Raw genomic sequence first — 11,836 nt, 5'->3', positions numbered from 1 at the left:
CATGCAAGTTTTATTATTAATTCAATCAGGTGCTATCGCACCACAGCTCCCCGATAGTATCACGTTATTTAAGCAACAGAGTATCGTAGATATTGATGGGAAGGCCTATTTCTTTGCTGATTATATTGGCTCTAAAGCGCTTGTCAGTGATTACAATGTTGATGACTATCTTGCGAGCATTGCACCAAAAGAAACACAGTTAATCCCCGTCATTATTGATAACGTTGCAGGGCAGCTTGAGGGGTATGTAAACAATGAAAACGAATACACGGTGCCGCAATCAAGTGATGCGGTGATTGCGACAGGAAAATTAGCTATCCCTGATCGTAAATTCAAAGTGCCGTTTAAGCGCGTTGATACGGGCCGTGTTCAATTAATGCCTGCCGAAGTGGTAGAAGGTGTATTCACCTTGCCACTTAAATTTGAAACCAATGGCGTGTGGATTGTTAATCAAGCGCTTATCAATACCGACTATGAGCAAGATATTTTTGAGCTAACAGAACGTAAGTTCTCTGTCATTTAGGGTGTAGCTATGCAAGTAAAACTTAACTTTATCAGTGCAGGCAAAGCACAATTACTTGAGCCACTCAAAACTAAGTTTGGTGAGGTGCATCGGTTCTTTGTCACAGACGGGTTTACTTTACCTTGGTATGTGCGCTGGTTTCATAACCCTTTTGGTAAAGGCTTACCCGCGGCTATTTGGCATGACTACGCATTAAAAACGGGTCGTGAGAATGCACATTACGAGTTCTTTATTTTGCTTACGTTCTACGGTGTACCTCGTTGGAAAGCATACCCTATGTGGTTTTTTGTGTGGGCTTACGGCTCGTTAAAGTCACTGCTTACGGCTTTTAGGTAACGCTATGGAAATACCAGCTTCGTTTAATACACAAAGCAGGGCGGCACTGAATGCTGCGTGCAAGAGCATTCATATCATTGCCCTAAACAGTTATCAAACGCCTAGCCTTATTACGGCAGCGGCGGGGAGTCAGTTACTTGCAAAAGCAATCAACGATGCAACAAGGCAGCAACGACCTAACGTATTCAATGCGGTCATACTTAGTTGCAGTGCCCCAAGTGCAGCAGGTTTATCAAGCAAGCTTACGGCTTTTAATACCCTGTGTGCGCTGCCTGTATTTACGCATGCACAGCAACATGCAAGCAGCTTAGCAACCCTTGATACCGATAAAATGCGCCTGCCTACAACAGAGCAATCAATTGAATGGCAGGATGTAAATGATTGCTGTGCATTGCCTGCGGTTGCTAATGCCTTTGTTGATAAAAGCAAGCAGCTGGTGAACGACGAAGGTGTGCAACTCATTACAGATATTAATGCGGCACTTACTGACACCGAGCAGTTAAAAGCTGTCCGTGATAATCGACTAACTGAAACAACCTTTCAAGCGGGTGCAAGCTTAACGGTAACGCACAGCAATGCACAAAGTGCGCGAGCGCTTGCACAGCAAATTGAAACATTAGGTAATAACGACATGCACTGGGCTTACTGCGTGTTTGTTGGCAGTGGCGATAACATTCAAACAATTAAAGAGCTTTTTGCATGATCACGTTAAATGGCTGGCAAGTACCAGGTTATGAAATACGTATTAATTGTGGCATTAAGTTGCCAAGTGATGACTTAAGCGGGTTAGGTTCCTTTACCTTGTCGGGTGACAAAGGGGTTAAGCCTGGTGTGGTCACTATCAATACAAAAATTCCTTTTAAGGATCATGCTGAACTTGCCGAGTTAATTACACAGGCCAAAGCAACCGATGAAAATGGCGCCCGTCTACAGTACACCATTAACAGTGAAATCACAGAAGCATACAAAATACGTAAAGCGAAGTTCAATGATGAAGTAAAAGCGGTTGAGCTTGAAGAGGTTAAAGCGTGGCAAGTCACGTTTAAGTTGCTTGAAGTCCTTTCAACCGCTGAGCGTAATCAGCAGCAAATTGATGGTAAGGCTAAAGAGAATAGCCAAACCCAAGCCGTTGATGGACACACCACAGTACAAGCTGCGTTTGAAAAAAGTGAAGGGCCATGAGTAGTAACCGGCTAATTAAAGTGCTTACCATTGGTGGCTCACAGGTGACGAATATTGTTAGTGAAAATACGCAGCTTGATCTGTTCAGCACTGGCCGTGCAAGCTTTATTGTTGTCACAGAGCATGAACCACAAGGGATTGTTGAGTTACACATAGGTTACACCCTAGATGCTATGCAGCCGTATTTTTTAGGTGTGATTGAGGCCAAGCATCAAAGTAATGGTCGCTGGTTTTTAACGTGCCGTGAATTGATCGGCGCCTTATCGTTTGCCCATAACTTTGCTATTCGTCATGCCACCTTTGCGAACGTGTGTGACGAGCTAAGTAAAACAGGTTTAGCGTTTGTTTACCCTGATGCAGATTACACACAAACCGCCGTGCCGGCTTTTTATCACCATGGCACAGGGATTGAAGCGCTAAGGCAATGCGCTGATGTGTTCAGTATTCCTCAGTTTATATTTCAGCAGCGCCCTGATGGGAAAGTGTATGCAGGTAGCTGGCACGACTCACGCTGGGCAAACACTGAAATCACCGACTTTGAAGAACACCCCATTAAAGTAACAGCTTCAAACACAGGCATGCTTATGGCAATCCCTAAGTTACGCCCAGGTATAAAGTTAAATGGGCGCTTTATTACAGAGGTGACATTACAAGATGATAGACAGGTGATCAGATGGTCAAAAACGCTATAAAGCGCTTAATACTGCGCTACTTTCCAGAGCTTGGGCAGCGTAAGCATTTGCCGCAGTTGGCACGTATAGAGCGTATTTATGACATACCCGTAACGGCAACAATCAGCAGTGTCTTTAAACCACTTAAAGGTGCTGATGTGCAATTGCTTAACCCTAAAACAGGCGAACCATTAGTGGTGCCTGTATTTCAGCAAGTCACATTAGGCACAGGCCAAGCCGCTGATCATGGTGTGTTAAACGAACCTGCACCAGGCATGCATTGCTTAATACAATACATTGATGGATTGAACAGTCACCCTGTGATCACCAACTTATTACCTTGGCAAAGTTTGGTGCCAGAACACAAGCGCACCGATGTCACGCTACAACAAAGTAGCCGCAGCAAGCTACAAGGCCGCGATGGTCACTGGCATTTTTCAACGGATGGGGAAATAACACAGCAGAGCGATACCAGCAGAATAAAATCGCGCAACCGCACAGAACAATATCACCAACGCACCTGCAGCATAGACACCCACGATATAAACAAAGTAGATGGCAACCAAGTCAATGAAATAATGGGCGCCTTAAAAACAGTCGTTGGTGAAAAGGCCTTAATCGTTGCACTTGAAGGCTTATTGCTTGGCAGTAAGAAACAAGTGGATATTGAAGCCACTGAAAACATGAATCTAAAAACATTAAAAACCTTACATGCTAAGGCAAGTGAACTTGCAAAGGTCGAAGGCAAAACAGTGTGGTTAGGAGATAGCTCAGTCAACGTGGCTCAAGTGCTGCTTGATTTAATCGGTTTGGTTGAACAAATGAATCAAACCTTATCAACTCACACACATAACTCACCACTACCAACACCAACAGAGAAAGCTGATTTTGTTGGTTATAAAGCTGAAGCTGCAGGTCTTAGCTGTCGGTTAGAACCAATAGTTGAGTAGTTATTCTCTTGTACTGAATTGGAGTTTTTTAGTTTTGGTATTCCCATAGAAAGAAGTGTACTCAAATTCCAAAGAAAAAGTTGATTCTATTTCTTTGAAAATGTTGGAAATATTGGGTTGTTTCAGTAGGTCATGCAAGGTCAATTTTAATATGGTAATAGTTTCATCTTTGGCTATATAGCTGCCCTGACTTTGAGTAGAAGTAATTGGTGGTTTTTTAAAAGCACTTACCTTGCGATATTTTTCATTAATTATTTCTTCAAATTTCGAATAAGTGATTAGTTCATTTTTATGATAGAACTTAAACTCATCGACGATAGCAGGGCCTAAGCCTTTATTTGTAATTGTAAAGTTGAGTTCATTTTGGTGAGTGTCAAAATTACTACATATTGCAGGTCTAACAGATAATTCGTTATGTTGCCTATTTGATTTTGATTGCTGCCAGGTAAAATAAATTGCAAGACCTGCTAAGAGTGTAGAAGTTAAGGGGAAAATTAACTTTAAAATAAATTCAACCATGATTGTTCTCCAATGTTAAAGTAAATGCAAACAGCTGATTATGTTTAGTTAGTAAATTTATCATGAAGTTTATGCGGGAATAATTGCGTATAAACTTGCCACAAAATATTTAAATTACGGTGGCCTGTTACTTGGGCCACTTCTTCTATTGAATAGCCTTTTTCAAATAAGCGGCTCGCACCTTCGCGACGCAAATCATGATAACGTAAATCCTCAATACCTAAGGAATTACGCACACGTTGAAAACCTGCTGTAACAGATTTTGGATTGTAAGGAAAAATTAGTTCACCATCTTTAGGCTGTTTAATAGCAATATCAAAAGAGCCAGCAAGTAAAGGTACTAGCATGTGATTACCTTCTTTTTTACGCGGGTCTTTTCTGTCACGAACTAATATAGTTTTATGATCTTTGTTCAAATCATCCCAGCGCAACTTACAAACTTCACCAATGCGCATACAAGTTAAAATACTAAAATCTAGAATATCTAAAAAAGGGATTCTAACTTTGCCATTCGGCCTAAAGTTCATGCGTTCCTTTAAACCATCGCGCAATTTATCTAATTCATTATCGGTAGGGCGGCGAGTTCGCTTTTGGCTTTTGCCAACTAAATCCATTTCAATGAGCACCGGCACAGCATCTTCGAATATTTTATAATTAGCATCGATGTTCCACACTGGCCCTGCCTTTTTCATAACACTTCTTAAATATGCAACATCGTGATAAATAGTTGCTGGCCCAGCTCCTGCGCTCCTTCGGTTTTTACAGTGCTCAATTAAGTCGCTTGTCTTAAGCTCATTAGTCTGTACTTTTGCAATGTCGCAATCCATCAGCATTTTTATTACAAACTGTTTTGTGCGGCCAGTTGCATTCCAAAGATCATGATCATTAAAATATAAATTTAATAGCTCAAAAATAGAAACGACAGTACCGCGATTAAATACCTCATCATTCTCAATAGCACTAGAACGATTTAAGCCCCAGCTACGTGCCAGTTCTTTTTTACTGAAAGTTTTAGACTCTCGGTGTATAATTTTGCCATCTTTTTTAACGCGAACAACTGCTCGGTAACTAAAAGAGCCATTAGTTTTAGCGCGTTTTTCAATATTAAATGAAGCCATGGTTAGCCGTTTTTACTGTATTTAGTCCTACCCCAAATGGGGCCCATTTGGGGCACTCTATATCGAAACTCGCGGCAATTCAAGGCAATTCAAGGCAATTCAGACTATATGAGTAACACACTAAATAAGGGCTCTAGCCCAGTAATAGCAGGTAATACAGGGTTTAGACGGTTTAGCGTGGCACCCATGTTAGATTGGACTGATCGTCACTGTCGAACCTTTCACCGCAAAATGACTAAGCATGCTGTGCTTTACACTGAGATGGTGACAACCGGCGCTATTTTATTTGGTAAAGGTGACTACTTACACTTTAATGAGCATGAAGGGCCTGTGGCATTGCAACTTGGTGGCTCAGATCCTGAAGCGTTGGCTAAATGTGCAAAATTAGCGGCAGAGCGTGGCTATCATGAAGTAAATTTAAATGTGGGATGTCCGTCTGATCGCGTGCAAAATGGCCGCTTTGGTGCTTGTTTAATGGCTGAGCCTAAACTTGTTGCTGATTGCGTTGCAGTAATGAAGGCCGAAGTGACGATTCCTGTTACGGTTAAAACTCGTATTGGTATTGATGAGCAAGATTCGTATGAGTTTTTGTGTGCCTTAATAGAAGCAAGTCATGATGTGGGGTGTGATGACTTTATTATTCATGCGCGTAAAGCATGGTTAAATGGTCTAAGCCCAAAAGAAAACCGTGAGATCCCACCTCTTGATTACCCGCGTGTTTATCAGTTGAAAAAAGATTACTCGCAGCTGCACTTAAGCTTAAATGGTGGCGTGAAAACCATCGCTGATAGCATAGCTCACCTTGATTATGTTGACGGTATTATGATTGGCCGTGAAGCGTATAGTAATCCGTTTATTTTATCTGAAGTGGATGAAAAAATTTATGGTGATGAAGCCTTTACGCTGAGTCGTCATCAGGTTGTGCGCGCTATGTATGACTATATTGAAGATGAAATGAGCAAAGGTGCTAATTTTTGGCATATTGCTCGCCATATGTTGGGAATTTTTCAAGGCCAACCTGGTGCGCGTGGTTTTAGACGTCATTTGTCTGAGAACGGGCATGGTAAAACGGCTGACTTAACTGTTATGGATAAAGCCTTAAGTTTTGTCCCAGAAGTCTAATCATATACCTCGTTAAAAAAGCCACATTTTGTGGCTTTTTTTGATCCTAAAATTTGGTGAAAAAGTTAATTTTTTAGTCAAATTAGTTATTTCTTATTCAGTCACTAGTCAGTCAAAATCTAAATTTTATTAACTCAACTTATTGTATCTAAATAACAAAATTAATTTATTTGTTAGTTGGCACAAGAATTGGAATCTCCTAGCTGTATTAACCCAATTATCAACAGGAGAGTCACATGGGTGTATTAAATCGCGTAAATGACATTATTCAGGCAAACCTTTCTGCAGCACTCGATAAAGCGGAAGACCCTGAAAAGTTACTTAATCTACTAGTGCAAGAAATGCAGGATGCACTGACGGAATGCCGTGCAACCGCTGCGACATTTTTAACGCAAGAAAAGCAAATGAAGCGTGAAATCGCTGTAAAGCAAGCAAAAATAGCTGACTGGCAAGCGAAAGCAGAAAAAGCGTTGAGTAAAGATCGTGACGATCTTGCCAAAGCAGCATTAGTTGAAAAGCAGCGTTTAACGACAGAAATTGAAGCGCAACAAGCTGAAATGGATAAAGTGGCAGAGTCACTATCTAAATTAACTGATGATTGTCAGCGTTTACAAAACAAGCTTGCAGATGCAAAAGCCAAACAGCTGACTTACATGCAAAAAGAACGCGTTGTTACAGCACGCTTAAAAGTAAAAGAGCAGTTGCATAGCAGTAAAGTTGAAGATGCATTAGCACGTTTTGACTACTTAGAGCAGCGTGTTGAAAACATTGAATCGCAAGTTGAGGCGTATGAACTTACACAAGGTGATGCCGCAAATTCAACAGCAGCACAAATCGCTGCCTTAGAGAAAGACGAAGCAATCGATAAAGAGCTTGCTGATTTAAAAGCAACGATGAAGCAGTCGGCTTAGGAGGTTAATAATGAACACTTATCATACATCATCACGTTGGTATCGAGATTTAAGCAATAAGAAAATCTCGGGTGTGTGTAGCGGACTCGCTGCGCGTTTAGGGTTTCCTGTATGGTCTACGCGATTGGTGATGATCATACTACTGATTAATATGCCGCTGTTAATAGGCGTGGGTTATTTAATTGCTCACTGTTCTTTACCAGTAAAAGGTTACTAGGAGTAGAGCATGAAAACGTTAGCTATCATCGTCTTAGCAATGCTATTGCTGTGTACCGATGCAGTGTCATTCGTATCGTTTGACTCATGGCAGTTGCCGTTATCAATTGCTGATATGAGCTGGGCAGGGCTTGAAGTCATCGGTGCGATAGTGGCAGTGATTGTCGTTGTTGCTGGTGTTGCATTATTCACTATTGGCTTACTTGGCGCAGGTGTTGTTGCTCTGATTGGTGTTGTGCTTGCGTTTCTATTTGGCTCAGTGATGGTTGCATGGCCATTGTTGTTAATCGCCGCATTATGCTGGTTGATTGCTGATAACAAAAAATCGGCGGCTTAGCGCCTTAATAAACTGCCTTAATAAACAAAGTATGCTAAATTTAGCGGGTAAGTTGATGTCTTAACAAGGATTAAAGCACGATGAAGCTGTTACCCGCACTCTCTTTTCTTACTGCAAGTTTGCTTTATAGCACTTTTTCATTTGCTCATAGTGGTCATGACCATAATGATAGCGCTGAAATTTCAGTCAGTAATGCACAAGTCCGTGAGTTTTTACCCGCGAGCAAAGCCAGTGTTGCTTATATGACTATCACAAACCCTAGCAATCATGCAGCTGTTTTAACGAAGGCTGAACTAGATGGTTTAGGGCGCGTTGAAATTCATCAGCATACACATGTGGATGGTATGATGAAAATGGAGCAGGTTTTGTCATTAAAGATTGATGCCCACAGTAGTGTTGAGTTTAAACCAGGGGGTTATCATTTGATGGTGTTTGAGCCAGAAGATAAGCTAAAAGCAGGGCAAGAACGAAAACTCACGCTATATTTTAATGATGGAAATCGAGTTTTTACTCAAGCTAAAGTTGTGTCTTTACAAACAATGTCAGAAGAAAAACCGCAAAAAAGTAAAGAGCACTCACATCACTAGGAGATAATATGTCTGAACACAAAGGAAAAATAGCCAGTGCGTTGCTTATAATCTTAATTATTTTTTATGCAATTGCCGTTTATTGGAGCAGTGAACCTGCTCGTATGGATGTGGTAAGCAAGGCGAAGCAAGAAGCACAAATGCGCGGCGATAAATTTGTGACGGGCTATACCACGACAAGCACGCTAATCAATGTTGCTGATACGCTGTTAAATAAACCGGGTGGTTATCTATCTAATGATATTATGCCACCTAGTGTAATGATGGATAATATGCCTGCATGGGAATATGGCGCGCTTGAGATGACGCGAGACTTAGTATTGTCGATGCGAAAAGACTTTAGCCGTTCACAATCCCAATCAACAGAACATGCAGCACTTAAAAAGGCACAACCACAATTTAATATTAGCTCTGAGGCGTGGGCATGGCCAAGTGCAGAAGCAGAGTATCAAAAAGGTATCAATTACCTCATTGTTTACCGAAGCCAAATTGCCGACCAAAATGACAGAGACAGTCAATTTTATGCTCGTGCAGATAACTTGCGTAGCTGGCTAAAAGAGGCTGAGAAGCGCCTTGGTAGCTTAAGCCAACGATTAAGTGCTAGTGTCGGTCAAGATCGTTTAAACACGGATTTAGCCGGCGATACAGCAGCTCATCAAGCAACGTACACCCCATTGCAAAATCAAGTGAAAACATCTTGGTGGCAAATTGATGATGTATTTTATGAGTCGCGAGGTGCAACATGGGCATTACTGCACTTTTTACAAGCGGTGGAGTATGATTTTGCCGATGTATTAGAAAAGAAAAATGCTCGAGTGAGCCTGCAGCAAATTATTCGTGAATTAGAAGCTACACAAGAAACTGTGTGGAGCCCGATGATTCTTAATGGCAGTGGGTTTGGCTTTGTAGCAAACCATTCACTGGTGATGGCAAATTATATTTCGCGAGCCAATGCGGCTCTAATTGAACTTAGCGAACTTTTAGCGCAAGGATAAAATGATGAAAAAGTACTGTTTAGCGGCCGCGCTGTCGATGGCCTGTTTAGCACCTACAGCACAAGCTGATACTTTATTGGGCCTGTACTTGGGTGTTGATGGCTGGCGGTCAGATAATAGTGGTAGTTTTGCTCAAAACGACAACTTACAAAACTTTAATTATGATGATGAGACATTCATTAGTTATTACGCGGCATTAGAGCATCCAGTGCCTTTAGTTCCTAACTTTAAATTTAAGTACACTGAGCTTGAGCTAAATGGCTCAACAACCTTAGATGATACGTTTAGTTTTGGTGATGCTGATTATGTTGTTGGTACGCAAGTAGGCACGGTGAGTGATTTATCTCATATCGATTATATTCTTTATTACGAGATTTTTGATAATGATCTCGTTTCGATTGATTTAGGCTTAAACGCTAAGCAATTTGATGGTGATATCGTTGTCACTGGTACGTCACAAAATGGTGGCCCTGCATCAACAGAACGTGTTGATTTTTCTGGCTTCGTTCCTTTAGTTTACGGTCGTGCGGAAGTGGGTTTGCCACTGACAGGTCTGAGCGTTTTCTTTGAAGGAAGTATGCTTGCGATTGATGATAGCAAAGTACAAGACTACCAAGTGGGTATCGCGTATGCGTTACTTGATAATCTTGCGGTTGATTTAGACGTTAAAGCCGGTTACCGCTCAATGACCTTAGAACTTGATGATGTTGATGATATTTATACAGATATTGATGCATCAGGCCCATTTGCGGGTATTCAAGTACACTTCTAAGCACTTTACTTAGTAAAAGTAGCTGGCAGGTTATTTGTTTACTTGCCAGCTAGTTTCGAATTCCTCTTCTAACGATGTAGATACTATTTGTTTGTAGGCCTTGTTAACAGGTGAGGCAATAAGCTTTCTTAGCTCATCCCCCGTTTGTGTAAATTTATAATAGCTCAGTACTAAGTCATTACTTTTTGCTTTTAGGGTTAAGCGCTGATGCATAAAGCTTAAATTAAATTCCTGTCCGGCTTTTAAAACAGCCGATTCGATCTCTTTTCGGTATAATAGGTTAATATCCATCAGTGTCAAAATATCAGGAAAACTGACAGGTGTTTTACCTAAGTTTAATGACACCTTGTTACCTTTACGTAGTAAATCAAACAAGGAAGGCTTTTTATAAAAGCCCAACAAAATAAGGTTACTGTTATCTTTTTCATTAAAACCACATAGCGATGTGCAGCGCTGAAGTGCGTCAGCTTCACGCTGAGTCATATGCTTGAGTGTTTGCAGGCTTTTTATTGAAAAAGTGCCAGGCGAAACAGTTTCACCTGCCAATATCTTAGCCCAGAGCTTTTGCATTGAAGTATTGGCCGTATCTTCGCATAAACTTATGAAACGCTCTATCCAATCCGAATCAGGTTGATGGCGTCCTGTTACATCAGGGCAAAAGCCCATTGCCATAGCCATGATTGTTTCTATATTTTCTTGGCGCTTAATAAATTGAATCTCTTGACGAGTGTGAGCTCGCTCTAATAAGCCCACATTAGCCTTTATTTTGTAGGGAAGTTGTTGTTGGCCTTGTGAAGAATAGCTATCACTGTCTGCGTTATTAATTTTTGCAGAAGGAGATTTATGAATAGAATACCCTAGTTGGTTTTCTATAATATTTGCAAGATTAACTCTTGCTTGTGCCGTTTTGACTGTCATCGGTGGCATTGGCCTTGTCGGTAGTGGTTAATTGCGCATGTGTTTTTATATTATTAAGCGCAAGTTTTACTGTGTTGTTAAGTATGTATTGGCTTAAAAGGGCAAGGTAGCCACCTATAATTGGGGTATTTACCTCACCATGAAGCGTACATATGACTTCAACATCACTGCCTTGATTTAAGTAACGAATAGAACCTCGAGCAATGTGTTCTTGATTAAATAAAAGGTTAAAGCTCATTCCTTCGTCGTTCATTTGTGTAATTGTCATTTCACCCGCTCCCCAACGGCTATCCCAAAATTGGTGGGCACCGACACCTTGACTTGGCTCAGCAAGTGTAAACTGAATACTCGGATCGACTGCTTCCCAAGGTTGCCACTGTGGCCACTGGTTCAAGTCCGTAACGAGCGAGGCAATATCATCACGCTTCGCGGTGACTGTTATTGCTTTATTTACGGTATATTGCTGTGAAAGCATCAGCCCAACCACTAAAGTTATAAGGGCACATATAAACAGTGTTTTTATACACAGAACGAATAGTTTAATAATCTCACCTCAGGTAATAATTTTATAGCTTTCATAACATTATACGTATCATAGACTATAATCTACACAATATAAGTTATCAGCAATGTATCATAGTCAAATTAAGTGGTAGAATTTTCCATCAAGGCTGTAAAA

Annotated in this window: 17 protein-coding genes; 13 read left to right on the top strand and 4 right to left on the bottom strand. The window is 41.0% G+C overall.

All coding sequences use genetic code 11. From position 1 onward, the window contains the following. Position 1: 1 nt before the first annotated feature. Genes LY624_RS14915 through LY624_RS14890 form a run of 6 tightly spaced genes read left to right on the top strand, consistent with a single transcriptional unit; the run spans position 2 to position 3,662 of the window. Positions 2-523 carry a hypothetical protein gene (locus LY624_RS14915; RefSeq protein ID WP_341803331.1) on the top strand — a complete coding sequence of 174 codons (522 nt, stop codon included), beginning with the start codon at positions 2-4 and terminating at the stop codon, positions 521-523. Between the two features lie 9 nt (positions 524-532). Beyond that, on the top strand, positions 533-859 hold the full coding sequence (locus tag LY624_RS14910) for a DUF1353 domain-containing protein (protein ID WP_341803330.1): 327 nt from the start codon (positions 533-535) through the stop codon (positions 857-859). Positions 860-863: 4 nt separating this feature from the next. After that, complete coding sequence (locus tag LY624_RS14905; protein WP_341803329.1) at positions 864-1,562, top strand: hypothetical protein; 699 nt, start codon at positions 864-866, stop codon at positions 1,560-1,562. Next, positions 1,559-2,041, top strand: a complete 483-nt coding sequence (locus tag LY624_RS14900) for a baseplate complex protein (protein WP_341803328.1) — start codon at positions 1,559-1,561, stop codon at positions 2,039-2,041. Before LY624_RS14905 ends, LY624_RS14900 begins: the two co-directional genes overlap by 4 nt. Then, a complete protein-coding gene (locus tag LY624_RS14895; RefSeq protein WP_341803327.1) occupies positions 2,038-2,733 on the top strand; it encodes a hypothetical protein in 696 nt (231 codons plus the stop codon). Before LY624_RS14900 ends, LY624_RS14895 begins: the two co-directional genes overlap by 4 nt. After that, entirely contained in the window at positions 2,715-3,662 is a 948-nt protein-coding gene (locus tag LY624_RS14890) for a hypothetical protein (protein WP_341803326.1), read from the top strand. Before LY624_RS14895 ends, LY624_RS14890 begins: the two co-directional genes overlap by 19 nt. Here LY624_RS14890 and LY624_RS14885 read toward each other — a convergent pair whose 3' ends face one another. Both LY624_RS14885 and LY624_RS14880 read right to left on the bottom strand, forming a co-directional pair. Continuing rightward, the gene (locus LY624_RS14885) at positions 3,663-4,181 is read right to left on the bottom strand and encodes a hypothetical protein (protein ID WP_341803325.1); all 519 of its coding nucleotides are present in this window, start codon (positions 4,179-4,181) and stop codon (positions 3,663-3,665) included. 44 nt (positions 4,182-4,225) lie between these two features. Then, a complete protein-coding gene (locus LY624_RS14880) occupies positions 4,226-5,299 on the bottom strand; it encodes a site-specific integrase (protein WP_341803324.1) in 1,074 nt (357 codons plus the stop codon). A gap of 186 nt (positions 5,300-5,485) precedes the next feature. On the opposite strand from LY624_RS14880, the gene dusA reads away from it, so the two are divergent. From dusA to LY624_RS14845, 7 genes are all read left to right on the top strand, one after another. Continuing rightward, positions 5,486-6,421, top strand: a complete 936-nt coding sequence (gene dusA, locus LY624_RS14875) for a tRNA-dihydrouridine(20/20a) synthase DusA (protein WP_445936743.1) — start codon at positions 5,486-5,488, stop codon at positions 6,419-6,421. 236 nt (positions 6,422-6,657) lie between these two features. After that, positions 6,658-7,332 carry a PspA/IM30 family protein gene (locus LY624_RS14870; RefSeq protein ID WP_341803322.1) on the top strand — a complete coding sequence of 225 codons (675 nt, stop codon included), beginning with the start codon at positions 6,658-6,660 and terminating at the stop codon, positions 7,330-7,332. Between the two features lie 10 nt (positions 7,333-7,342). Beyond that, positions 7,343-7,549, top strand: a complete 207-nt coding sequence (locus tag LY624_RS14865) for a PspC domain-containing protein (protein WP_130149353.1) — start codon at positions 7,343-7,345, stop codon at positions 7,547-7,549. 9 nt (positions 7,550-7,558) lie between these two features. Then, entirely contained in the window at positions 7,559-7,885 is a 327-nt protein-coding gene (locus tag LY624_RS14860) for a hypothetical protein (RefSeq protein ID WP_130149354.1), read from the top strand. Positions 7,886-7,965: 80 nt separating this feature from the next. Then, a complete protein-coding gene (locus LY624_RS14855) occupies positions 7,966-8,472 on the top strand; it encodes a copper chaperone PCu(A)C (protein WP_130149355.1) in 507 nt (168 codons plus the stop codon). An 8-nt stretch (positions 8,473-8,480) separates the two neighbouring features. Continuing rightward, the gene (locus LY624_RS14850; protein ID WP_341803321.1) at positions 8,481-9,467 is read left to right on the top strand and encodes a DUF2333 family protein; all 987 of its coding nucleotides are present in this window, start codon (positions 8,481-8,483) and stop codon (positions 9,465-9,467) included. Positions 9,468-9,471: 4 nt separating this feature from the next. Then, positions 9,472-10,239 (top strand): TIGR04219 family outer membrane beta-barrel protein, encoded by a 768-nt coding sequence (locus tag LY624_RS14845; RefSeq protein ID WP_130149630.1) that lies wholly within the window; start codon positions 9,472-9,474, stop codon positions 10,237-10,239. A gap of 30 nt (positions 10,240-10,269) precedes the next feature. Here the strand turns inward: LY624_RS14845 and LY624_RS14840 are convergent, their stop codons facing one another. Both LY624_RS14840 and LY624_RS14835 read right to left on the bottom strand, forming a co-directional pair. Beyond that, entirely contained in the window at positions 10,270-11,157 is an 888-nt protein-coding gene (locus LY624_RS14840; RefSeq protein ID WP_341803320.1) for a TIGR03899 family protein, read from the bottom strand. Further along, on the bottom strand, positions 11,126-11,632 hold the full coding sequence (locus tag LY624_RS14835; RefSeq protein WP_130149358.1) for an SRPBCC family protein: 507 nt from the start codon (positions 11,630-11,632) through the stop codon (positions 11,126-11,128). Before LY624_RS14835 ends, LY624_RS14840 begins: the two co-directional genes overlap by 32 nt. Positions 11,633-11,836 lie beyond the last annotated feature (204 nt).

The sequence above is a fragment of the Pseudoalteromonas sp. N1230-9 genome (assembly GCF_032716425.1).
Classification (GTDB): domain Bacteria; phylum Pseudomonadota; class Gammaproteobacteria; order Enterobacterales; family Alteromonadaceae; genus Pseudoalteromonas.
The sequence above is the reverse complement of the archived record's forward strand: the minus strand, read 5'-3'. Positions and strand labels throughout refer to the sequence as shown.